The 21,541-nt window shown below is 61.0% G+C and carries 19 protein-coding genes; 8 read left to right on the top strand and 11 right to left on the bottom strand.

What is annotated here, in order from left to right:
* Nucleotides 1-234: 234 nt before the first annotated feature.
* The 3 genes from ACE3QW_RS22535 to ACE3QW_RS22545 are packed head-to-tail and all read right to left on the bottom strand — an operon-like array spanning nucleotide 235 to nucleotide 1,524.
* A complete protein-coding gene (locus ACE3QW_RS22535) occupies nucleotides 235-828 on the bottom strand; it encodes a helix-turn-helix transcriptional regulator (RefSeq protein WP_374254138.1) in 594 nt (197 codons plus the stop codon).
* On the bottom strand, nucleotides 825-1,274 hold the full coding sequence (locus ACE3QW_RS22540) for a hypothetical protein (RefSeq protein WP_374254140.1): 450 nt from the start codon (nucleotides 1,272-1,274) through the stop codon (nucleotides 825-827). Before ACE3QW_RS22540 ends, ACE3QW_RS22535 begins: the two co-directional genes overlap by 4 nt.
* A gap of 4 nt (nucleotides 1,275-1,278) precedes the next feature.
* Nucleotides 1,279-1,524: a helix-turn-helix domain-containing protein gene (locus tag ACE3QW_RS22545; RefSeq protein ID WP_374254142.1), complete on the bottom strand. Its 246-nt coding sequence runs from the start codon at nucleotides 1,522-1,524 to the stop codon at nucleotides 1,279-1,281.
* A 93-nt stretch (nucleotides 1,525-1,617) separates the two neighbouring features.
* On the opposite strand from ACE3QW_RS22545, the gene ACE3QW_RS22550 reads away from it, so the two are divergent.
* From ACE3QW_RS22550 to ACE3QW_RS22575, 6 genes are all read left to right on the top strand, one after another.
* Nucleotides 1,618-2,205: a hypothetical protein gene (locus tag ACE3QW_RS22550; protein ID WP_374254144.1), complete on the top strand. Its 588-nt coding sequence runs from the start codon at nucleotides 1,618-1,620 to the stop codon at nucleotides 2,203-2,205.
* A gap of 616 nt (nucleotides 2,206-2,821) precedes the next feature.
* Nucleotides 2,822-3,124 (top strand): hypothetical protein, encoded by a 303-nt coding sequence (locus ACE3QW_RS22555; RefSeq protein WP_374254146.1) that lies wholly within the window; start codon nucleotides 2,822-2,824, stop codon nucleotides 3,122-3,124.
* A gap of 249 nt (nucleotides 3,125-3,373) precedes the next feature.
* The gene (locus ACE3QW_RS22560; protein WP_374254147.1) at nucleotides 3,374-4,243 is read left to right on the top strand and encodes a hypothetical protein; all 870 of its coding nucleotides are present in this window, start codon (nucleotides 3,374-3,376) and stop codon (nucleotides 4,241-4,243) included.
* Nucleotides 4,244-4,725: 482 nt separating this feature from the next.
* Nucleotides 4,726-6,447 (top strand): AAA family ATPase, encoded by a 1,722-nt coding sequence (locus tag ACE3QW_RS22565; protein WP_374254149.1) that lies wholly within the window; start codon nucleotides 4,726-4,728, stop codon nucleotides 6,445-6,447.
* Between the two features lie 338 nt (nucleotides 6,448-6,785).
* Nucleotides 6,786-7,367: a terminase small subunit gene (locus ACE3QW_RS22570; protein ID WP_374254151.1), complete on the top strand. Its 582-nt coding sequence runs from the start codon at nucleotides 6,786-6,788 to the stop codon at nucleotides 7,365-7,367.
* A gap of 442 nt (nucleotides 7,368-7,809) precedes the next feature.
* Entirely contained in the window at nucleotides 7,810-9,081 is a 1,272-nt protein-coding gene (locus ACE3QW_RS22575; protein ID WP_374254153.1) for a tyrosine-type recombinase/integrase, read from the top strand.
* A gap of 312 nt (nucleotides 9,082-9,393) precedes the next feature.
* On the opposite strand, the gene ACE3QW_RS22580 is transcribed toward ACE3QW_RS22575, so the two are convergent.
* A complete protein-coding gene (locus ACE3QW_RS22580) occupies nucleotides 9,394-10,194 on the bottom strand; it encodes an NHL repeat-containing protein (RefSeq protein ID WP_374254155.1) in 801 nt (266 codons plus the stop codon).
* Between the two features lie 14 nt (nucleotides 10,195-10,208).
* Entirely contained in the window at nucleotides 10,209-11,453 is a 1,245-nt protein-coding gene (locus ACE3QW_RS22585; RefSeq protein ID WP_374254157.1) for a carboxymuconolactone decarboxylase family protein, read from the bottom strand.
* Nucleotides 11,454-11,661: 208 nt separating this feature from the next.
* Between ACE3QW_RS22585 and ACE3QW_RS22590 the strand changes: the two genes are divergently transcribed.
* Entirely contained in the window at nucleotides 11,662-12,576 is a 915-nt protein-coding gene (locus ACE3QW_RS22590) for a LysR family transcriptional regulator (protein WP_374254159.1), read from the top strand.
* Nucleotides 12,577-12,618: 42 nt separating this feature from the next.
* Here the strand turns inward: ACE3QW_RS22590 and ACE3QW_RS22595 are convergent, their stop codons facing one another.
* The 3 genes from ACE3QW_RS22595 to ACE3QW_RS22605 form a co-directional block, all read right to left on the bottom strand.
* On the bottom strand, nucleotides 12,619-14,865 hold the full coding sequence (locus ACE3QW_RS22595; RefSeq protein ID WP_374254161.1) for a PQQ-dependent dehydrogenase, methanol/ethanol family: 2,247 nt from the start codon (nucleotides 14,863-14,865) through the stop codon (nucleotides 12,619-12,621).
* Nucleotides 14,866-14,918: 53 nt separating this feature from the next.
* Complete coding sequence (locus tag ACE3QW_RS22600) at nucleotides 14,919-16,325, bottom strand: aldehyde dehydrogenase family protein (RefSeq protein ID WP_374254163.1); 1,407 nt, start codon at nucleotides 16,323-16,325, stop codon at nucleotides 14,919-14,921.
* A 279-nt stretch (nucleotides 16,326-16,604) separates the two neighbouring features.
* Nucleotides 16,605-17,783: a carboxymuconolactone decarboxylase family protein gene (locus ACE3QW_RS22605; RefSeq protein WP_374254165.1), complete on the bottom strand. Its 1,179-nt coding sequence runs from the start codon at nucleotides 17,781-17,783 to the stop codon at nucleotides 16,605-16,607.
* A 603-nt stretch (nucleotides 17,784-18,386) separates the two neighbouring features.
* Between ACE3QW_RS22605 and ACE3QW_RS22610 the strand changes: the two genes are divergently transcribed.
* Nucleotides 18,387-19,151, top strand: a complete 765-nt coding sequence (locus ACE3QW_RS22610; protein WP_374254167.1) for a FadR/GntR family transcriptional regulator — start codon at nucleotides 18,387-18,389, stop codon at nucleotides 19,149-19,151.
* Nucleotides 19,152-19,257: 106 nt separating this feature from the next.
* On the opposite strand, the gene ACE3QW_RS22615 is transcribed toward ACE3QW_RS22610, so the two are convergent.
* The 3 genes from ACE3QW_RS22615 to ACE3QW_RS22625 form a co-directional block, all read right to left on the bottom strand.
* Entirely contained in the window at nucleotides 19,258-20,019 is a 762-nt protein-coding gene (locus tag ACE3QW_RS22615) for an SDR family NAD(P)-dependent oxidoreductase (RefSeq protein ID WP_374254169.1), read from the bottom strand.
* A gap of 104 nt (nucleotides 20,020-20,123) precedes the next feature.
* Nucleotides 20,124-20,843 carry a nitroreductase gene (locus ACE3QW_RS22620; RefSeq protein ID WP_374254171.1) on the bottom strand — a complete coding sequence of 240 codons (720 nt, stop codon included), beginning with the start codon at nucleotides 20,841-20,843 and terminating at the stop codon, nucleotides 20,124-20,126.
* Nucleotides 20,840-21,541, bottom strand: a 702-nt coding sequence (locus ACE3QW_RS22625; RefSeq protein WP_374254172.1) for a FadR/GntR family transcriptional regulator, incomplete at its 5' end; no start/stop codon positions are given. The genes ACE3QW_RS22620 and ACE3QW_RS22625, both read right to left, overlap by 4 nt.

Raw genomic sequence — 21,541 nt, forward strand, 5'->3', positions numbered from 1 at the left:
TCCGCGCTTTTCAAATTATGCCTGCTCTTAGGAAGGCGGGCCACTCCCCTTGTTTTTAATGGGGGCGCTAAGCTTGCGCGCAGTGGCTGTAGCGGCCTCTACGCGGCTTAGGCCTCGCGGCGGCAGGGAGAGAGGCAGTAGCTGGCGGCGATCGCTATGTTCGGCCATGGGCGGCTCCTTGTGAGCGCAGGAATTAGAAGCCTACGCCAACAGCGGTCCGCGATCGGTGCCTTCTCACGCTCGGAATTCGGCGAACGGATTTCTTGGCCCGGCCTTCTCCGGCAACGCCTCGAACGCCGCGTCTATCCTTAGCCGATCCCACACGTGGCGCGCGTTTATTAGCTTCGGCCCGGGCATTCGCCCGTTCGCCACCAGATCATCGAAGAGGGACGGTGACACCCCAATGTAGGCCGCAGCCATCACCCGGCTTAGGCCTCGCGGTGGCAGGGATAGGGGCAGCACGTTTCGGCGGCCATCGGCGTCGGTGATGACTTCGGGCGCGGCCTGGGAAGGGCGCTGCGGCTTGGTGGGTGGCATTTGAGCACTCTCGGCAGGGGATGGCGTCGATAGCATGCGCTCGGGCTGTGACGGGACAGCTGTCGGAGGGGGCAACAGAGGTGCTTCGTGCTCGTTGACCGGTGCAAGACCTCGGAGCCACGCTTTGATTTCGGAGAGCTTCCAGCGAACGGTGGCAGGTCCGAGAATGAGCTGGGACGGGAAGCGTCCTTCATCGATCCACCGGTAGATTGTGGACGAGCTGGAGCCGACCATGGCGACGACCTCGGGAAGCTTGAGGAGCTGTTCATCAAGAGGGTTTTCCGAGTTCATTGCCGCTCCAGGGTGAGGATGACGCCTGCGGCTTCGAAGGTCTTCCGGATGGCGTTTTGATCGCGCTCTCGGTCCCGCATCAGCCGCCGCCTGCCGTTATGCGACAGTTCGGAACAGCAGATCACGACCAACGTCATCCCGTGCTCGGGTAGAACGACGCGTCTCCGCTCGTCATAGGCCCGGCGCTGCACTCCGCGCGAAATTCCAACCGCAGAAATCCGGCGGTCGAAAAAGGGCACCGGCTCAGAGTGCTGGCGCTCGTGGTACTCCACGACAAGGCGAAGCTGAGGATAGAAGGCATCCACCGGAAGCCGGGCGCATCTTCCGTTTCGGCCGAGATCACTAAGGAGAAACGGGAAGCGCCATTGTCGATGCGCCTTCGTCCCGAGGATGTGGTCGCATAGGTCGATCACATAGGCTTCATCGCTGTGCGCGCGAGGGGCCACGTCATCAAACCACTTTGCGCAGCCTTACGCCCGGCTGTCCGTGATTCAGAAACTCGATGCCAGCATCTTCAAGGGCGCGCATGACGGCAGCGACATTGTTCGCCAAGCCGACCGCAGGCCCTTCGCTCGCCTCCATTCGCTTCAGCGTCGGCACCGAGATGTTCGCCGTGGTGGCGACTTCAGCTTGCGTCAGGCCGACGAGCGCACGAGCTGCTGCGATCTGCCTTCCCGTTAGCGACGAGTGATCCATAGGGATTAAATTTATCCTTAAGAGTTGACTAATGTTTCGGATTGATCCATAGGTATCACATTGACGCTTTGGATCAAAGCGGGACCAACTGTCATGCTCAACAAATCTCTTCTGATGTGCCGCGCCTGGGCTCTCCATCGGCAGTCCACGGCGCCCTACAGCCGGCCCGCCTTCGCTGCCCACCTGCGGCAGGCGTGGCACGAAGCGCGCAACGCTCCAGAGACGGACTGGGCGGTGCTTCAGCGCTACATCGTCATCTCGCGCGGTGCGCACCGGGCCGAGGTGATCGGCAAGCTGGAAAACGCCTTGGCGGAAGCCCGCTCCCGCTCGGCGCAATACAGCCGGGCGGGAGCGGCTGCCTCATGGTCAGGCAGCAAGCACCGCTCCAACGACCTGATGCGCCTCGCCAACGTGGAAGCCATACTGCGCACCGAGAAGGCCGCCGCTGGCCTCGCCGCCACCTACACAGCCAAGCGCGATGGCGCCGCCTACGTACTGAAGCGTGACGGAATCGAGTTCGGCCGCCTGATCGGCCCTGCCGATCGGCTCGCCTTTACCAGCACCGACGCCGCCCTCGCCGAGCGGGTGCGCGCCGCATTCGTGCCTTGGGCCGGTGTACCGGCAGCCCTCGCCAAGGTACGCGCTGCCGACGAAGCCCTGCGCCTCGCCGGCATCGTCTGATTGAACCAACTTCAACCCGAACGGGGACACCCATGCTCAACTCCGCCCACCATCAGGGCCTTCTGCGTGTTTTCAGCCTGCGCTCTCCGGCGCCAGTGGATGCGAGCCGGGAAGAGCTGAAGCACCATCGCAACCGGCTTTACGCACTCACCGGGCGCGACTGCCGCTCTCCGTATTTCGACGTGATGTGGTTGGCGCTGGCTGATTGCTCTCGCCGTCTTGCGGGTCAATCTATCCAAAGCTTGTGAGGCGTCTATGTCCGAGCTGGGGGCGGGCAGTCGCTGCAAGAGTGACGATCGATCACCGGATCGAAGTTGCTTCACGCGAAGAGGCGCGGCGCGGCTCGTCGTTAAACGCCACAATCAAAATCCCGGTGTAGGGGGGGGCGGCGCGCCATGACGGGTAACGCATAAGACAGCACAACCTTGATCTAAACTTCACTCGGAGACTAGGCGCATTCGGAACCTGCCGCCCGTGCGGAGCAAGCCCGGGCTGCCTTCGCATGCGGATCGCGCCCTTCCCTCATTCCATTCAGCGGACCGAGAACCGGCCCCTTGCATTTTCATTAATAAATTTCTATCTTTCCGAAACAGTTTGCTTTTCACGGAGAGTGGCGATGGTGGCGAAGACAATCTCAGATCAGCGCGACGATGAACGTGCTACGCTTGAGCGCCTTGGCGGGGCGCTGGAAACCGCGCAGAAGGAGTTGGGCCGACTTTGGCAGCTCCACGAGGCCAAGTTCGGGGGTGAGGGGGAGTATTTGCGCGACGGTGCGTTCACCGACGCTGGCCTTAAGCGACTCCGCCATTTCTTTGGCGAGGGTAAAAAGAACGTTGAACTTGCGCGATTCTTCGGCGTTTCGGACAGCGCGATCGCATACCAACGGAAGAAGTGGGAACTTCAGATGGCGAATGTCTAAGAGCCATCCTTCCATTGATGTGCGGCGCGCGTGGGGTGCTGGAAGTGCCGGCGGCTTACGTTGCTTCCAAAGGCGCGTATGGGTTCGGCGCGGAACGCCTGACGTGACCGCCGACGTGCCGAAGTGGCTTTGGCCTAAGGCTGGCGACGCGGTTGGAGATGGCGGCAGCCAGCCGCGTTAGGCAGCTCTTCCTGAGGTTGCACGGCCGTGCTTTAGTTGCGGGCGATTCAAGCCAGCTCGGAGCATGCCGTGTCGGGTACCGACAAGAAGACCAAGAATTGCTTCATCATCTCCGCAATTGGAGAAGAGGGCTCCGAGAGCCGCCATCACTACGAATGGTTGCGGCACGGAATTATTGACCCGGCATTTCGTAATTTTCCTGAATATGATGTAAAATCTAGCGCTGACATCCACACCCCAGGAATAATCATTAATCAGATTATCGAGCATTTGCTCGATGACGAATTAGTAATAGCCGACATGACGCTATTAAATGCAAATGTTTTCTATGAAATGGGAATACGGCACACCGTAGCAAAGCCAATAATTCATATGATGAAGAAAACATCGAACATTAAAATTCCATTCGACGTTGGCCCATATAGAACAATTACGTACAATACGATACTGCCTTCTGACTATAATTTAGCAATTGAACAATTGATAAATCATATAAATGAAACTCGCAGATCAACAACGGTAATAAATCCAGTAACCTCAGTCAGGAGTCGCATAGATATTGCATCTACCGGCGGGACTTTTGAAAATGCTGTACTTGACCGACTGGATAGAATCGAAGGTCAAGTTTTTGATAAAACATCCGCGATATCGACAGCGACTGTCAACGTTTCTGAAGGATACCAGCGCTACATAAGCGGTATATCTGGCGTTATAGCTGGAGTATCAGTCAACGGCGTTAAAATTGAAAGAATGATAAAAGACTTCTGCTTTGAAGGAAGTGAATTCCCACCTGAATTCTTGTGGCCAAAAAACCAAGGAAACCGGCTTACCCTTATCTATCACCGAACATGGGGCCCAGAATTTGTAGAACGATTTAGAAAGTTCCTCATCCAAGATGTACACTTTATTCCAGATGGGGAATTCACCCAGACTGTTTAGGTCCTATCAGAAACACGTTCGATCCCTTGTTGCCGCACTTCATGCAATGCAGCTTCCGCTGCAGCATCAGGAGGTCTTCCCAGATCGGGAAGCGATCCACGTCGATCGGAGCGGAATGCCTGCACACCATGCACAGGGCGCGAAGCTCCTGCCATTGGTTGGGGCGTCTCTCCGAGCTTTGATTGCCCTCCATGCACTCTGGTGCACATCGGGGCGGCATTCGGCTTTCTACGCGCCGCTGTGCTTGGCGCCCTGCCAGCACTTTGCGCGCGACTTTCGGCATAGCCCCGGCTATCGCCCTCCTTGGCAACAGCCGTCACCCGATCTGCGTGAGCGGGTCGCGATCACGAGAACTACCGCGCTTTATATGTGATCAGATCGCCTGCACATTCCTCGACATGTAATTTCGAGCTTAGGCATCGAAATTAGAAAACCCGCCGTTGGCGCGGCGGGCTTTCGGATAAGCGAAGGAATGTATCAGCATGGAACTTATGGACGAAAAGTTTGCCTATGGCAAGCCGGAAACTGGCATAAACCGCGAGTATGTCGCTGAATTTTTCCAGAAACATCCCGAACGAACCGCTTTTTTTGGAAAAGCCCTCCCACAGGATATCGACCGGATTGACGTTCAGTCGAGAGATGGAGAGGTGCGGGCGCGTCGTTTGGCGTACCTCATGCACCTGGGCCTTGAGCCGATCACGGTGTTCGAGAGGATCGGGCGACTGAGGCGGCGCGACGGAATTCAATGGCGTGAGGCAACGCTTCTAGCGCATGGGGATGTGGTTCGCGCGGACAGCGGGATGCTTGCCAATGCGTTGGCTGAGTTCAACTCGAAAAACTACATTTTGCCCGGCCTTTTTCACCTCTCGGCGTTTCATTTCTGGTCAGAGCAGATCGACGCTGTGGCCGTGGACAGAGGTGAGTACGTTCCCCTTTCCATGGAAGCAATGATCGCGCGAGCGCGTCCCATGAAGCCGGAGATAAAGTACCGTCACGAGACGCTGCTGGACGCATTGCTTCGGCAGCGTGTGGGCATGAAAGCCCGCAAAGCTGGGCTCACGCTTACGTTTGATGGCGACGCCTCTGCTAGTCCGCCTCCAATGCTCGTGAAGAAGCTCGTGCCGTTGACCGGCATTGCCTTCCTGGGTGGCCAGAGCGGGGCAGGGAAGACGTTTGTTGCCGTGGACCTTGCCGTAGCTCTTGCGAGCGGATCGACCTTCTTCGGCTGCCCAGTCCAAGAGCGCGTCGGGGTAGTCATTCTCGCTGGTGAAGGCGGCGACACGCTCGCCTCCCGAGTGCTCGCTGCGCGGATGGCGCGCGGGATGGATTGGCGGCTCCCCATCGCCTGGATGGACGTTCCAGACCTGAACGATAAGCAATCCATGGCTGCGACCGTCGATGCCCTGCGCGGAGCGGATCAGGCCTTTCGCGATAAGCATGGCGTTCGCTTGGGGCTGGTGGTGATCGACACCATGGCCGCCTCCTTTTCGATGAAGGATGAGAACGACAATGCAGAGGCATCTGCGATCATTCGATCCATGAAGGGCATTGCGAAGGCGCTCTCTGTCGCCGTCATGCCAGTGCATCACTATGGGAAGGGCGTCGAGACGGGTTTGCGAGGCGCGAGCGCGTGGCAAGCCGGCGCCGATGCCGTCCTTTCCGTCCAAGCCGACAGAGACCAGATTACCGGACATGTGGGCAACCGCCGCCTTGTTGTCACCAAAAGCCGGATCGGCGGAGGGGGATGGTCCTCCGCTTTCGATCTGAGGTTCATTCCTAGCGGTATTGATGAAGACGGGAGCGTGATTGGGTCCTGCTATATCGACGCGCAGCCTCCCCAGCGTGGCGATGGTGGAGAGACGGAAATCCTCAAGGCGAGGCCCCTCCGGGGCGACGCCAAGGCCTATTTCGACGCGCTTATGGTGGTGCTGACCCAGGGCGGTCAGAAAGTCCGCCCGTTCGGCTCCGAGGGGCCGGAGGTCGTGGCTGCGGATCGGGAGGATGTGCGGCGGGAGTTCTACGCGTCGCGCCCTGCTGACGGGGACGATGCGGGAAAGCTGTCATCGGCCCGCCAGAAGGCGTTTCGCCGAGGCGAGGATGCGCTGCTGGCCGGAAGCCGGATCGCGTGTCGAGAGGTCCACGAGACGCAGCTCGTGTGGCTGGCGGCAGAAAGGACTGGGCGTGATGGGGGAGTTTCGGCGTGAACTCCATTGCCACGGACAGGACCGGACACAGCGGGCCGGACAAGTCCCCAGCACCTATAGGTGCTGGGGACGACGTGTCCGGGCGCCCTGCGCACTGTGCAGCCGGACATTTCGAGAATGTCCGGGTTGCGCGGCTTTGTGGAGAAAGATCAATTAAAACAGATGGATACGAGGCGGACACGTCAAGATGTCCGGGCGGTGTCCGGCGTGTCCGGCCGTGCAGTAATACCACTTTGGCCGGACACAAAGGCCGGACATCGGGGTAGGTGCCGGACACATCAAAATGTCCGGCTAGATGGCAATTTAATACCTCTTTCAAAATTGATAGGAGACTTCCGATGACCCCCAAGCAGGCGACGTTCGTTCGCGAATATCTGGCCGACCTCAATGCCACCCAGGCTGCAATCCGCGCTGGATACAGCAAGCGCACTGCGGCGTTCATCGGGGCCGAAAACCTCAAGAAACCCTATGTGGCTGAGGCGATCCGGGTTGCCATGGCCGAACGGGCGGCGAAAACGGAGATCACGGCGGAGCGGGTGTTGCGCGAGCTGGCCAAGATCGGTTTCGCGAACATGGACGACTTCATGAAGCTCACGCCGGATGGCTCTGCTGTCCTCGACTTTTCCAGGCTGACGGCCGAGCAGGCGGCGGCTATCAGCGAGATCACTGTCGAGGAATTCAGAGACGGCAACGGGGACGATGCCCGCCCGGTGCGGCGTGTGAAATTCAAGCTCCATGACAAGCGCGCAGCGCTGGTCGATATCGGCCGCCATCTCGGCATGTTTAACGACAAGCTCACCCTGAGGGGTGACGCCGAGAACCCGATGACGCTGTTCGTCAGACAAATGCAGGGCACGTCGATACGGCCGGTCGAAATCGTGCCCCCGCAGGAGGAGCTGGAGCTTCGTGGGCGGCATTGATGAACGGGAGCGGGAGGCTCTCGCCAAGCCCGGCATGTGGAGATCGGTCGGAAGGGCGTCCGGCCGATCTGCCCGCCCGTTCCAAAAAGCGCAAATCTCCTCACGTGCCTCACAGGTGCCTAACAGATGAAATCAGCAAGCAACCGCCCGAAGGCGGCACCTCTGCAAGTCTTTGATTTTTCTTGAGAAAAACTGGAGCGGGCGAAGGGATTCGAACCCTCGACCCCAACCTTGGCAAGGTGCCCGAGGGGCCTCCGCCACCCTATCCGGTCGCGCGCTAGAGATCGAAAATTGCCGATAAAACATAAACTTATTGAGATTAACGTCCGCCGAATTCCGCCTGCGGGACGACGCGATTTGATTCCAGATGCTTCCATTTAGCTTCCAAGGCAGCTAGGCTGGAGCCAATGGAAGCAAAAACTACATAAGATGCTGTAACAAAATGGAAAAGATCACGAAACGCCGCTTGGACGCTCTGAATCCTTCCAAGGTTGGGATCCAGGGTTCTGAGCAGTTCCTCTGGGATGGCGAGCTTCGAGGCTTCGGAGTGCGAGTCAGCCCGGCCGGCCTCAAGAGCTTCATTGTGCAGTATCGATCGCCTGAAGGACGCCACCGCCGAACCGTCATCGGGCGATATGGTTTGATGACCGTAGAGCAGGCGCGGGAGGTCGCAAGAGACGTCTTAACAGCCGTTGCGAAAGGATTGGATCCGAAACTGGCCGCCACAAAACCGGACGAGCTGACTGTGGGGGCGGTTTGCGACTGGTATCTGGCTGAGGCTGAAGCCGGGCGTATTCTTGGCAAGCGACGCCGGCCCATCAAGGCGTCGACGCTCGCCATGGATCGCAGCCGAATTGACGCGCATATAAAACCACTGCTGGGCAAGCGGATCATTGGCACGCTCAAGCTCGGGGACGTCGAAGGCGCCCAAGCCGACATCGCGGCCGGTAAGACCTCCAAGGGGCGCACCGGAAGCCGTGGAGGTGCCACCACGGGTGGCGAAGGTGTAGCTGCACGCACTATGTCGACATTGCACTCCATCTTGGAACACGCAGTGCGACTTGGGAAAATCCAGAGCAACCCGGCAAAGGGAGTGCGCCGCCTCGCCAGCATACCTCGCGACCGCCGGCTGAGCCGAGCCGAGATCGAGAGACTGGGCAGGGCGATGCGGACTGCGGAGCAGGATGGGGAGCACCCGACCGGCCTCGCGGCAATCCGCTTCTTCCTAATGACGGGTCTGCGTCGCATGGAAGGGCTCGCTTTGGAGCGTGCTTGGCTCAATGACGAGGAAGGTTCGATCCGTTTTCCCGACACGAAAAGCGGAGCACAGACGCGGGTGATCGGTCGTGCCGCCGTGGACCTCCTGCTGGCGCAGCCGCAGACCGGATCGCGCTTCTTCTTCTCAGCCGATTGGGGCGATGGGCATTTCGTCGGTGTCGTGCGTGTGCTGGACCGCGTGTGCGCGACGGCACGGCTGGAGGACGTCACACCGCACACGCTGCGCCATACCTTCGCAAGCGTGGCTGGCGATCTCGGCTTTTCGGAATTGACCATCGCGGCTCTGCTCGGCCACGCGGCGCGCGGTGTTACGCAGCGCTATATCCATATCGACGAGGCGCTGCGGCTGACGGCAGATCGGGTCGCTGTCGAAATGGCAGATATCCTGGACAGCAAGGCGTCGGTTCGGCATCCCCTTCGACGCGGGGAACGCTAATTGCTGGGCGACTTCCACATCGCGACTTGGTTCTTGGAATGCCCGTACTTTGCTTTCGATGAGGCGGGTGCTGTCCTTGCCACCGCTCTGTACAATGCGCGCCAGTGTTTGGTGGTCAACTGTCCGCTAAAATGGCCCCGAGGGGCGGAGAGATCCACCCAGGCAGTTGAATCTTCTGCGAAACCGAGACGTCAGAGAGCGGCCCCCAAATCGCGAGGTGGCTCCGGGCAAAAAGACTGTCTCGGTGCGTTCCAGGTTTGTGGTCTCAGAGTGCAGCTTTCCGATGACAGCTGGCGTTGTCGAATGCCAGCCTCACGCAAGTCTGATGCGAAAGACGGCGCTATGACCCCAGTCGGCCGAGAAGAGATCGCCCGATGGCGAGACTGTCAGGCCCACGGGACTGGAAAGACCATCGACGAACAGGCTCGTGCGGCCGTCGCCGAAGACCTCATAAATGCCCGTTCCGCCGTAATCGACCACGAAGACCCGACCGCCTGCCGTCTGCGCGATCCCCGGACCCGGCGTGCGTAATGCCTCGCCGGTCTCGATCCGGCGACCATCGCCACGCAAGATCGTCACGCCGCCGCCAATATTGGAGACAATGAAACCATTATCGGGACGGTGAACGGCTCCGACCGGCGTTCTCAGACCGGCGACGACGACGCTGCGGGTCTTGGCGGCGTCGAAGGCGAGGATTTCGTTGGTGCGCCGGTTGGCGACCAGCAGCCGTCCTGCCCGATCGAAGCCCAACCCGGCTGGCGTCGCGAGCCCCGTGAGCCAGGTTTCCCGGCTGCCGCCGGGTGTGAAGCGATAGATCTCGTCGCGAGAATAGGACGCCACATAGATGTTGCCCTCCGCGTCGATCGCGAGACCCGAGGGGCCGGACAAATCATCCGCGAATGTCGTGCGCTTTCCGTCCGGTTCAATGCGCGAGACGCGGCCGGCGCTCCACTCCGCCACAAAGAGGTTGCCGGTTTTGTCGAACGCCATGCCGACCGGTGAGCTGAAACCGGTCCAGAGACGTTCGGCCCGGCTGGTGCCCTGCGATGCGGCGGGAGTTATCATGGCGAGTGATGGCGGCAGGAGTGCAGTTGAGATGATGGCGGAAAGCATTGAACGCCGGTCTATCATTCACGTTCTTCCTTATGCTGTCGCGAGGGCGGGTTGCTCTTGGCGAACTCTTCCGCAGCGATGCGGATCGCCTGTTGTGTCGCTGGATAGCCGCTGTAGGCCGCGAGATTGATCAGCGTTTCGATGATCTCTTCGCGGCTCGCACCAACATTCAAGGCGGCGTTGATGTGGACCCGCAAAGGCGTTTCCGTCGTTGCGGAACCCATGGCGGCCAAAGCTGCGCAGGCACTGAGTTCACGGGTCTTCAGATCGATGCCGTCGCGCGAGAACACCTCGCCATAGGCATGCTCGACGATCATGCGCCCGAGGTCCGGTGCGATGTCGTCAAAGCTACGGACCACGGCGTCGCCTGATGCCGCCGAGCTTTTCGCAAGCGGGGCCTTCCCCCGCTCCAATCGATCCGAACGACTTTCCGCATCGATGGGCGCGGGAATGTCCACCTGAAGCGGCTGGACGCCGAGTGCGAAGACGCTGCGGGCGACCGAGAATGCGTTCAGGGCCGATGGGAAGCCACGGTAGACGCTGAGTTGTATCAGCAGCTCGATGACCTCCTCGCACGTCACTCCATTCGCGATGGCGCCGGCCAGATGAAGACGCAGTGCATCGGTGCGGTTGCCGCTCGCGGCGAGCATCGCGATGATCGCGAGCAGCTTGGCCTTGTGATCAAGGCCGTCCCGAGCCAGCGCCTCCCCGAACCCGAAATCAATCGAAAGTTGCGCGAGGTCGGGCGCGGTGCCGGCGAAGCGGTCGAAATAGTCCTGGGCGTCGCCCGCCACGAGCCGCTCCAGCATCTCGCGTCCGGCCCATCCGCGTCCCTCTCCGTCACCCATCGCGGGTTTGATGGGCCGAAATGCCAACTCGCGTTCGCCGAATACCGACCGAACGATGCCGACCGCGTTGATGGTTGCAGGGAAACCCAGGAGCGCGACCGAGACGAAGAGCAGTTCGACGATCGCTTCGGGGGTGCCGCCGGCATTGAGAAAGCCGGCTACATGGAACTTCAGTTGCGGTTGGGCGCTGCCGTCCGCCAGCAACATCGAGACGGTGCAGAGCTGCCTAAGCGGGAGATCGAGCCCCGGGCGGGACAGCACATCGCCATAGGGATATTCGACGGTGAAGCGCGACAGATCGGCGGAGGTCTCCGCCAGAGCTTTGATCGGTCCATCGAAATTTTCGCCGCCGATCCGGCGGAGCATCTCCAGGCCGCGTGAAAATCGATCCTCATGCGTTTCCGAGGCCATGGCTTGCCCGCTCCAACTGATGGCAAAAGAACTTGCTGCGACAAAAGCAGCCTCAATAAAGCGTCGGTGAGAACTTGCTCTTCCCGTTGCTACGGTGGTGGGACCTAACACTCATGTTCTCCAACTCTCCCATCCGCCCCGCTTTATTTCGAGCCGGATCGTGCATCGGCGATTGCGATAAATCCAATTCATTATTAGTATGTTCGCGATGAAGAAGGCTCATATCTCTAACGTCGATCTCAATCTGCTGGTCGTTTTCGACGCCCTCGTTGCCGAAGGGCACGCCACGCGCGCGGCCGAGCGGATTGGGCTGACCCAGCCGGCGGTCAGCCATTCGCTCAATCGCCTCCGGGCTCTGTTCGGAGACCCGCTGTTTGTCCGAACCCCGCGCGGCATGACACCGACGCCGCTGGCGCAGGACATCGCGGCGAGCGTGCGGTCGATCCTCGAACAGGTTGAGGGCGTCCTGCTCGGCGGGCGCGCGTTCGATCCGAGCGAAAGCACGCGGCAATTCGTGGTCGGTCTCTCCGATTATGCCGCTTTCGTGCTTCTACCCCGCCTGACCGCACGGCTCGATCGAGAGGCGCCGGGCGTTTCTCTGGTGATCCGCAACACGAGTCGTAGCGTCGGCTTGCCGATGCTGGATGACGGTGCAGTGGAACTCATCGCCGGCAACTTCCCGCAGCCGCCGACCCATATGCGCGAAGAACTGCTCTACGCAGAGGACTTCATCTGCGCCGGCCGCGGCGATCACCCCGACCTGGGCGAGAGTCTCGACCTCGATCGCTACCTCTCGCTACGTCATCTTCAGGTTTCGATGAAGGGCAATCCGAGCGGCTATGTCGATGCCATACTCGCCGAGAAGGGAATGAAACGGAACGTCGTCATGACAGTTGGCCACTTCTTGATGGCACCGATGTTGGTCGATGCCTCCGACCTCGTGGCTACGGAGCCCAGTCGTCTCTTCACCCCATTGGCCGGGCGGCTGCCGCTCCGACTTTTCCCGCCGCCAATAGATATTCCTTCATTCCGGGTGGTGCAGACTTGGCACGCACGACATGATGCCGATCCCGGACATCAATGGCTACGACGGGTGTTTAGTGAAGTCGGTCAATGGGCCTGAATAATCTAATCCAGTGCGCGGGGCCAGCAGGTCGTCTTCAATTCACTTTCTGATTGATGGGTCTTTGATCTCGTCTTCCGCTCTCTTGATCACGTAGGATCGAATTTTCTCTACTTCGTCTTGGCTTAATTGGGTTGCGAATGGCGCCATGCCGTTGAAGGCAAGAGTTCCGCCAAGCACAATCTGTGTCCAAAGAGCGGGGTCGCCGATGGCGGTGCTGCGCCGGAGATCTGGCAGCACCGGACCGCCCACCGCGCTCTCACCATGACAGCGGAAGCAATTCTCCTGAAAGAGAACCCTCCCCGCTTCGACAGTGGTTGAATTGGCTGTTGCCGGAGGTGGAGCCAGCGGGGAGGAGTTTTTTTCAGCGACCGGCAAGTATGCCGAGCCTCCCAGTTTGAATGTCAGGACGCGATTGGTGCCGTTGGAGGGCGCGCCCGCGACAATACCGGGAAAGACGATCGGCACCGCCCCGCCCCATCCGGCAAGGACCGTAACATACTGTTCACCTTCCACCTCGTAGGTGACAGGGGCCGCTACGATGCCGGTGCCGGCTGCGAACTCCCACAATTTTTCGCCAGTGTCGGCCCGGTAGGCTACGAAAAGGCCCTGTGCGTTGCCAGCAAACACGAGGTTGCCTGCCGTAGACACCACGCCGCCGTTCCAGATCATGGGCATCTCGACCGCCCACTTTTCCGCTTGCCGGACGGGGTCCCATGCGATGAGCCGTCCCTTGACCCCCTTGGCGGCCTGGATGCGATCCTTCGCATCCTCAGGCAACGTCAGCGCCGTCATATCCAGGCCGAAGCGCCATGCGCCAGGGCGAAGACTGTAGTTATCAGGTGCCGCGGGAGCGTAGATGGCGCCGGCATCACGTGTGGGGATATAAACGAGGCCGGTCTGAGGATTGAAACTCATGGGGTGCCAATTGTGCCCCCCGAGCGGTCCGGGGACTACGAGTGTCGGCTTGCCGGTATCCTCATAGCGCTGCTGTGGGTCGACGATCGGGCGGCCCGCCGGATCCAGCCCCTTCGCCCACGTCAATGCGATGTAGGGTTTTCCGGAAATATATTCTCCAGTCTCGCGGTCAAGAACGTAGAAGAATCCGTTCTTGGGCGCCTGCATCAGAACCTTTCGGGGACGCCCTCCAATGACCAAATCCGCAAGTATCATATGCTGGGTGGCGGTATAGTCCCAGGACTCCCCGGGTGTGGTCTGGAAATGCCAGGCGTATTCGCCTGTGTCCGGCCGCAGCGCCACTATAGAAGAGAGGAATAGGTTGTCGCCGGTTCCTTGGCTGCGAATCTTCCTATTCCATGTCGAACCGTTGCCGACGCCGATATAGAGTAGGTCGAGATCGGGGTCGTAGGCCATGGAATCCCACACCGTGCCGCCGCCTCCGTATTTCCACCATTCCCCGGCCCAAGTTTTTGCGGCCATTTCGAGAACGGGGCTCTCGAAGCCGTCCGCCGGATTGCCGGGAACGGTGTAGAAGCGCCACACCATCGCGCCGGTATCGGCGTCGTAGGCGGAGACATAGCCACGCACCCCAAATTCCGCACCACCATTGCCAATGATCACCTTTCCCTTCACTACCCGGGGGGCGCCGGTGATGGTGTAGTCCTTGCTGCGATCTACCGTCAGCGTCTCCCAGACCTTCTTGCCTGTCGTCGCATCAAGGGCGATCAGACGTCCATCAATTGCGCCAATGAAAACCTTCCCCTTCCAGACCGCGACCCCCCGATTCACCACGTCGCAGCACGCCCGGGCCGCATAAACCCCATCGACTTCGGGGTCGAACTCCCAGAGTTTTGCGCCGGTGCGGGCATCAAGCGCCAAGACATGACTCCACGCGGTCGACGTATAGAGCACGCCGTCCACGACGATGGGGGTTGCCTCCAGCCCGCGCGCTGTGCGGGTATAAATGTCGTGATGCCAAGCTAGGCCCAGTTTCGCGACGTTCGCGTCGGTTATGCGTTTCAGCGGGCTGAAGCGCTGCTCCGAATAGGTTCGCCCATGTGACAACCAGTTGCCGGGTTCGGCGTCGGCACCGATGATACGTCGCCCGTCCACGTCGGCAACCGGCGCGGCGGCGGCCGGTGTTCCGCCCGCTTGGACGACGGTGGCGATGCCCGCGACTAACGCGAAGACAAGATTTCTCGAACGCACAATGAGGCAGCTCATCGTTGTGTCCTGTAAATGGGCCAGCCCATCGGCGGCGCGGTTGAGCGGGATGGAACGACGGGGGTCGGGGGCAGATTTTACGGCGGATCGGCGGCGCGCGTTCATGGCATGCCGCCGTTATCAGATCCGCTGTGCGTGCTCGCGCCCGCCAGATGCTTTCATTTCGCGATGCTTATGACGTGCGTCTGGCCGAATTCCGAAAGGCCGGCCTCGGAAAACTCCACACCGTAGCCGGATTGCTTGGCGCCGGCGAAGGGAATGTGGGGGCCGAAATGCAAGTGATGGTTGATCCACACGGTTCCGCTGTCGATCCGCTGCGCCAGTTCGTAGGCGCGATCGATGTCGCCGGACCAGACGGACCCTCCTAGGCCGTAGGGTGAGGCGTTGGCACGGCTTACGACGTCGTCGATGTCATTGAAACGCACGACGGGCAGGATCGGGGCGAACTGCTCTTCGTCGACCAGTTCGCTGCCATCGGCGATGTCGCGGACGATGGTCGGCCGAACGAAGTAGCCGCTGTTGCGTGCCTCGATGCCGCCTGTGACGATCGTGCCGTCGCTCGCAGCCACGTCGAGGAGGCGTTGCGCCTTGGCATACTGCGCGGCGTTCTGCAACGGACCCATCGAGGTGCTGGCGTCAAGGCCGTTCCCCAAGACCGAAGTGTCTGCCTGCGCTGCTAGTGCGCCGCAGAGCGCATCATAGACGCGATCATGGACGTAGAGCCGCTTTATCGCGATGCAGACCTGCCCAGCATTGAGGAAGGCGCCGGCGAATATCTTCGGCGCCACGGCGGCGACGTCCACGTCGTCAAGTACGATGGCGGCGTCATTCCCGCCGAGCTCGAGCGTGATCCGCTTCAAGGTCGACGCGGCGCTTGCCATCACCTTGCGCCCGGTGGGCGTCGAGCCGGTAAAGGAGATCTTCGCCACATCCGGATGGGTCGTGAGCAATGCGCCGAGGTCGTTGGCATCCGTGACGACGTTGACGACGCCCGGAGGGAAGATATCGCGCGCCAGTGCGCCGAGCATCAGCGAGGTCACAGGTGTGGTCGGCGCCGGCTTGAGGATGAAGGTGTTCCCGAGCAGTAGCGAAGGGCCGAGCTTGTAAGCGGCGATGAGCACGGGAAAGTTCCAGGGCGTGATTCCGGCGACCACGCCCAGCGGACGATGATGAACTTCGACCCGAAGGACCTCGTCGTCCTGCACGATCTCGACGGGTAGTTCCGCTGTGGCGAAATGACGGAGAAAGAACTCAGCGTAGCTGATCTCTGCGTGCGCCTGGTCCAGGGGCTTGCCTTGCTCCATCACCAGGGTGCGGGCGAGTTCGTCGGTATGCTGCGCCACTGCGTCGGCGAAGCGCGCCAGACGCTCACGACGCGTAGACAAGGGGGCCGCGCCCCAGGCGGGTTGTGCGGCTTTCGCTGCAGCGATCGCCGCCTCCATCTGTGCCTGCGACGCGCGCGGGACCTCGACGAAAGGCTCGCCGGTCGAGGGGTCGACTACGCTCAGTAGTCCGGAGCCTTCAAGAAGCTGTCCATCGATGAGGAGCTTGGTCGGAAGTGCCATGGGGTGACTCTCTTTGAGAAGCAAAACAAGCGAGAAAACGGTAATTCCTGCGCCTCCGGTCCGTGCCGGCTCCTGTAAAGCTCCCGCGCGCTTCCACGGGAGATGCGTTCTCCGGTCGCGGTCTGCCCAACGGCGTCTGGATGTGGCTCGGGCCTTGGCGTGCAGGCGCACGGCATCCGAGCCACAAAAGACGTGGCGAAGAACATCGCGGGACCTGAAGGCTCGCGGCTGCGAGCAGCGTGTCGGCCAGCCCATCCGGCGGGCTGGCCGACCTTGTTTTCAGGTGGGTCGCTTGGCGATCTCCTCGCCAGCGATGCGGATCGCCTGCTGCACCACCGGGTAGCCGAAATAAGGTATGAGGTTGAGAAGCGCCTCGTTGATCTCTTCGCGGTTGGCACCAGCGGTGAGCGCGGCGTTCACATGGACGCGAAGCGGCGTCTCCATCGTCTTGCTGCCGACGGCCGCCAGCGCGGCACACGCGGTCAGCTCGCGCGTCTTCGAGGAGATCTGGTTGCGGGCGAAGACGTCGCCATAGGCATTTTCGACGATCATCGTGCCGATGTCCGGAGCAATGTCGGAGAAGCTGCGTACGACCGCCTCGCCGGCAGCGGCAGATGTCCTGGACAGCACCTCCGATCCCCGCTTGCGGCGGGCCTCGCGGGTCTCCGATTGCGCCGCCGCCGGCGCAGGGCCAGCAGGGATTGCGCCATTCCAATCCTTAAACGTGGCGTTCGCCACCGTGAAGGCATTCAGCGCTGCAGGGAATCCCGCATAGATGCTCAGTTGCGTGATGGCCTCAATCAGCTGCTCCTTCGTGAGGCCGTGGCGTAGCGCGGCTTCGATATGAAATCTCAGCGCATCGGCGCGATTTCCCGCGGAGGTCAGCATCGACACAATCGCGAGGTCTCGCGTTTGGTGGCTGAGCCCCTCTCTCGACAGCAGGTCACCATAAGCGACCTCTACCACCCACTGGGCGAGTTCTGGAGACACCTTCTGAAGCGGCACGGTAACCGCGTCCGGCCCCTTCTGTGACCAGGCGATGAGGGTTGCTATGCCGCGTTCGTACCGGCGCGTCCCGTCGTCGGTGACGGGGGCGATCGCCTCGAAGGCGATGTTGCGCTCCTTGAAAATCTCGCGAATGAGGCCGATGCCGTTGATTGCGGCAGTATAACCGCAAATGGCGATGGCCACGAACATCAGTTCGGCAAGTTCCCGCGGCTTTCCGCCGACGTTCAAGAAACCATTCATATGATACTTGAGCTGGGGCTGAGCGCTGCCGTTGGCGATCAGTGCCGAAATCGTGCAGATCTGGCGGCTTGTCAGGTCAAGGCCCGGGCGGCACAGAACGTCGCCGTAAGGATATTCGACGGTGAAGCGTGCGAGATCCGGGGCCACTTCCGCGAGGCGTTTCACAGGAATGTCGTAGCCCTCCCCGCCGATGCGCTTGAGCATCTGCATGCCGCGTTCATAGCGCGCGTCCGCCGTTTCATTCGTGGTGGAGGCACGGGCAGTTCCCCCAGCCATGATACCGACGCTTCCGATCGCGCAGACGGCATTGGCGAGAAGGGCTCGGCGCGAAGGGATGGACGATATTGCCGCAATAGGCTCCCGCGGCTGAGGAGGTTGAGCAACAAACTCTACGGTTCGGCACGTCTTGCGCATGGGGCTCCTCCAGTTATCCGAGTTGGGAGCCACCGAGCCATATCCATATAAATATCTATGATATAACGATAATCATAGATGTCGCGGCGATGCTCGCTGACCGTTGGCGTCATCTCAGCGGGCAATCTGGCTAGGAGGCTACGATTATTTATAGTCGGACTATCTGTCTATATCGCGCCGCCGGTCATCTGTCTAGATTCTCGATTCAGAGGAACCTGCAAGAGCAAAATCGCCAAACTCAGCTCAGCGATATCAAAACAAGTATTTGAAATTGCGCTAAAAACCATAAAATCGGCAACATGAATCGTGAAAGTTTGGCTCTGGAGCACGACATCGCTATGGTGCGAAAATCTGCCGATAGACCGACTATCGGTTGATTTGAATGTGGGCATACGCATCATGGGTGAGGTCCAGAACGAAGTTTTCGCCTTGGAGCGGGTCGAGGCTCAGCCGACTTACCAGCTGGTTGCGTCGTCCATTGAGAAGCGCATCCTCGACGGCGTTTTCAAAACCGGCCAGCAGCTGCCATCGGAATTGCAGTTGGCAAAGCAGCTTGGCGTCAACCGATCGACGGTGCGCGAGGCCATCCGTGTCCTCGAGCAGAGTGGGCTTGTCTTCCGCAAGAGCGCTCGCCGCCTCGTCATCAGTGTCCCCCAAGAGAAGGATCTGGCGCAGCAGATGACCCGCGCCATGATCCTGCACGAGATCACCTTCCTCGAACTGTGGGAAATCATGCTACCGCTCGAGGTCCGCGCCGCGGAGCTTGCCGCAGAGCGCTCCAGTGCTGAAGAAATAGCGTTGCTTGATAGGAATCTCAAAGCGACCAGTCGCTGCCTCGAACATGAATCCGAGCTTGTGGCGCTGGATATCGAGTTCCACTACATCATCGCCAAGGCGTCACGAAACCGCGCGCTCTTGCTGGCGCGCGAGCCTATCGGGCAATTCTTCTACCCGGCCTTTTATCGCGTGATGTCGCGCCTCAATGCGAAGGATCGCATGCTCGCCGCCCACACCGAGATATTCGAGGGCATCCGCAGGCATGATCCGAGGCATGCCACCTTGTGGATGGAAAAGCACATCATGGACTTCCGCCGCGGCTACGAGCTGGCCAATTTCGACATCAACCGTCCCGTTGACGGCGATTCCGCGCACCGGTCGAACTGAGCGCGCGGTAAAACCTGCTTCTGCGCACCGCCCTGTCACATCGCGCTATGCCCCGAACACGGGCTCCGGCTTCAATCTGCATATTGTCTCTTAAGAGCAGATGTCATCACCGGGCTTGCATCCTCAAGCCTGCATCGAGACGCAGTACAGAGCCATTCACCATTGGATTGGCTAGGATGCTGAGGACCATCCGTGCGAATTCCTCGGGTCGGCCGGGGCGCTTCGGAAATGGGATGGCATCAAAGACGCGATCCTGCACTTCCTGGGTCATCGCCTCCACCATGGGAGTTCCGAAAAGGCCGGGAGCGATGGCAGCGACGCGGATGCCGTAGCGCGCCAGCTCCCGTGCCGCCGGAAGAGTAAGGGATGCGACACCTCCCTTAGAGGCGGCATAGGCCGTCTGGCCAATCTGCCCTTCGTAGGCGGCAATAGAGGCTGTGTTGACGATGACGCCTCGCTGGCCTTCGGCATCCGGCGTGCTGCCTGTCATAGAGGCCGCAGCGAGACGAAGCCAGTTATAGGTGCCGATCAGGTTGATGCGCACTATGCGCTCGAATTCCGCGAGGGAGCCCGGCTGGCTTCGATCAACGATGCGGGCGCCCGGTGCGATTCCGGCACAATTGATCAATATCCGCGGAACTCCGTGATCCGCAAGGATGCGGGCGAATGCCGCTTCCGAAGCCGAAGCGTCGGCGACATCGCAAGAGATGGAAAGCGCTCCGGTCTCCTTCGAGAGGTTTGCCATGCCTTCTTCCCGAAGGTCGATCAAGGCGAGGCGGGCGCCCCTTTCCGCCAGCAGTCGGGCTGTAGCGTTGCCGAGGCCGGAAGCGGCGCCAGTGACGATGGCGAGAGTGCCGGTGAGATCCATGTGGGACATGTCCTGTCTGGGAGTGGACGTACGTCATCACTCGCGCAACCGGGGCTGCGCGTCCGGCGGTGGCGCAAGGTTGAGTCGGGCCGCCGGCCCGACGGTCAGGAGAGCGCGTCGATGACGCGCACGAAGCTTTTCAGTGGCTCGCGCTCGGTGGCGAAGCGGTTCTCCGGAGCGGCGGCGTCCGCATATCCCAAGGCCATGCCGCACACGACCATCTGCGTGCCCGGAATGGCCAGGCGCTTTGCGATCACCGCCCCATATGCGTTGAAGGCCGCCTGCGGGCAGGTGTGGAGGCCGAATGCCCGCGCGGCAATCATGATATTCTGAAGGAACATGCCATAGTCGAGCCAGGAGCCACGCTCCAGATCTCGGTCGATCGTGAAGATCAGGCCGACCGGGGCATCGAAGAACAGGAAGTTGCGTGCGAGCTGCCGGCGCATCCGCTCGGAGTCGCCCTTGGCGATGCCGAGTGTGCCATAGAGATCCCACCCCACCTTGCGGCGACGGGAGAGATAGGGCTCGCGCCACTGCCGCGGGTAATAGGCAAATTCCTCCGTGCCGGGATCGCCGGCGAGGGAGAGGGCGTGGAGTTCGCCCGTCAGCGCCGCGAGCGGTTCACCCCTGAGCACCAGCACCTGCCATGGCTGGATGTTGGTGCCGGAGGGCGCGCGGGCCGCAAGCTCCAGTATGGCCCCAACGGTCTCGTCGCCGACCGGCGTCGGCAGGAAGGCGCGGACGGAGCGGCGCGAGCGGATGGCCTCCTCGGCCGAGAGCGCGCCGGAGGTGACAGCATCGGGGGAGGGGGCGGTCGCACTCATTTTTCGGGCATATCCACGGGCGTGGCCATGTCGAGATTGGCAAGCTCGTAGCCGCGCTTGAAGTCCAGGATGTGCTTTTCCATCCAGTCCCGCGCGCGCTTCTCGTCGTGATCGCGGACCGCCGCGAAGATCGCCTCATGGGCCACCAGCAGGCGCTCGCCGGCATTGAGGCGCGACATCACCTTCAGGAAGGGCGGATAGAACAGTTCGGAGATGGGCAGGCGCGCCATCTGGATGGCGCGGTTGCGGGTGGTGCGGGCGACCAAATCGTGGAACTCGATGTCGAGGGCGGTGAGGCTGGTGGAATCCTTCAGCGCCTTGCGCGTCTCCTCGAGATTGCGCTCCAGATCTTCGAGGTCGGCCGCATCGCTGCGCTGGGCGGCGGAGGCGGCCGCGGCGGGCTCGATGGCGAACATCGCCTCCCACAATTCCTCGAACGTCACCTGATGCAGCACCATCGCCGCGGTGAGCCGGCGGGAAATGTCGCCGGACTGGGGGATGGAGGCATAGAGCTTCTTCCGCCCCGCCTCGCGCCTGACGAAGCCGTTCTGCTCCAGCACGCGGATGGCTTCGCGGATGGTGGAGCGGTTCACGCCCAGCTTCTCGGCCAGCCCCGCCTCGGAGGGCAGCAGATCCCCCGGCGCGATTTCGCCGGCCAGGATCTTGTCCTCGATGGTGCGGGCGACGAGACGGAAGGC

It is taken from the genome of Xanthobacter sp. (assembly GCF_041911315.1).
In the GTDB taxonomy this organism is placed as follows: Bacteria; Pseudomonadota; Alphaproteobacteria; order Rhizobiales; family Xanthobacteraceae; genus Xanthobacter; species Xanthobacter aminoxidans.

Excerpts from the sequence above, each read along its gene's own strand:
- ACE3QW_RS22535 (WP_374254138.1), bottom strand. The coding sequence starts at position 828 with ATGAACTCGGAAAACCCTCTTGATGAACAGCTCCTCAAGCTTCCCGAG.
- ACE3QW_RS22545 (WP_374254142.1), bottom strand. The coding sequence starts at position 1,524 with ATGGATCACTCGTCGCTAACGGGAAGGCAGATCGCAGCAGCTCGTGCG.
- ACE3QW_RS22550 (WP_374254144.1), top strand. The coding sequence starts at position 1,618 with ATGCTCAACAAATCTCTTCTGATGTGCCGCGCCTGGGCTCTCCATCGG.
- ACE3QW_RS22555 (WP_374254146.1), top strand. The coding sequence starts at position 2,822 with ATGGTGGCGAAGACAATCTCAGATCAGCGCGACGATGAACGTGCTACG.
- ACE3QW_RS22565 (WP_374254149.1), top strand. The coding sequence starts at position 4,726 with ATGGAACTTATGGACGAAAAGTTTGCCTATGGCAAGCCGGAAACTGGC.
- ACE3QW_RS22570 (WP_374254151.1), top strand. The coding sequence starts at position 6,786 with ATGACCCCCAAGCAGGCGACGTTCGTTCGCGAATATCTGGCCGACCTC.
- ACE3QW_RS22575 (WP_374254153.1), top strand. The coding sequence starts at position 7,810 with ATGGAAAAGATCACGAAACGCCGCTTGGACGCTCTGAATCCTTCCAAG.
- ACE3QW_RS22580 (WP_374254155.1), bottom strand. The coding sequence starts at position 10,194 with ATGCTTTCCGCCATCATCTCAACTGCACTCCTGCCGCCATCACTCGCC.
- ACE3QW_RS22585 (WP_374254157.1), bottom strand. The coding sequence starts at position 11,453 with ATGGCCTCGGAAACGCATGAGGATCGATTTTCACGCGGCCTGGAGATG.
- ACE3QW_RS22590 (WP_374254159.1), top strand. The coding sequence starts at position 11,662 with ATGAAGAAGGCTCATATCTCTAACGTCGATCTCAATCTGCTGGTCGTT.
- ACE3QW_RS22595 (WP_374254161.1), bottom strand. The coding sequence starts at position 14,865 with ATGAACGCGCGCCGCCGATCCGCCGTAAAATCTGCCCCCGACCCCCGT.
- ACE3QW_RS22600 (WP_374254163.1), bottom strand. The coding sequence starts at position 16,325 with ATGGCACTTCCGACCAAGCTCCTCATCGATGGACAGCTTCTTGAAGGC.
- ACE3QW_RS22605 (WP_374254165.1), bottom strand. The coding sequence starts at position 17,783 with ATGCAGATGCTCAAGCGCATCGGCGGGGAGGGCTACGACATTCCTGTG.
- ACE3QW_RS22610 (WP_374254167.1), top strand. The coding sequence starts at position 18,387 with ATGGGTGAGGTCCAGAACGAAGTTTTCGCCTTGGAGCGGGTCGAGGCT.
- ACE3QW_RS22615 (WP_374254169.1), bottom strand. The coding sequence starts at position 20,019 with ATGGATCTCACCGGCACTCTCGCCATCGTCACTGGCGCCGCTTCCGGC.
- ACE3QW_RS22620 (WP_374254171.1), bottom strand. The coding sequence starts at position 20,843 with ATGAGTGCGACCGCCCCCTCCCCCGATGCTGTCACCTCCGGCGCGCTC.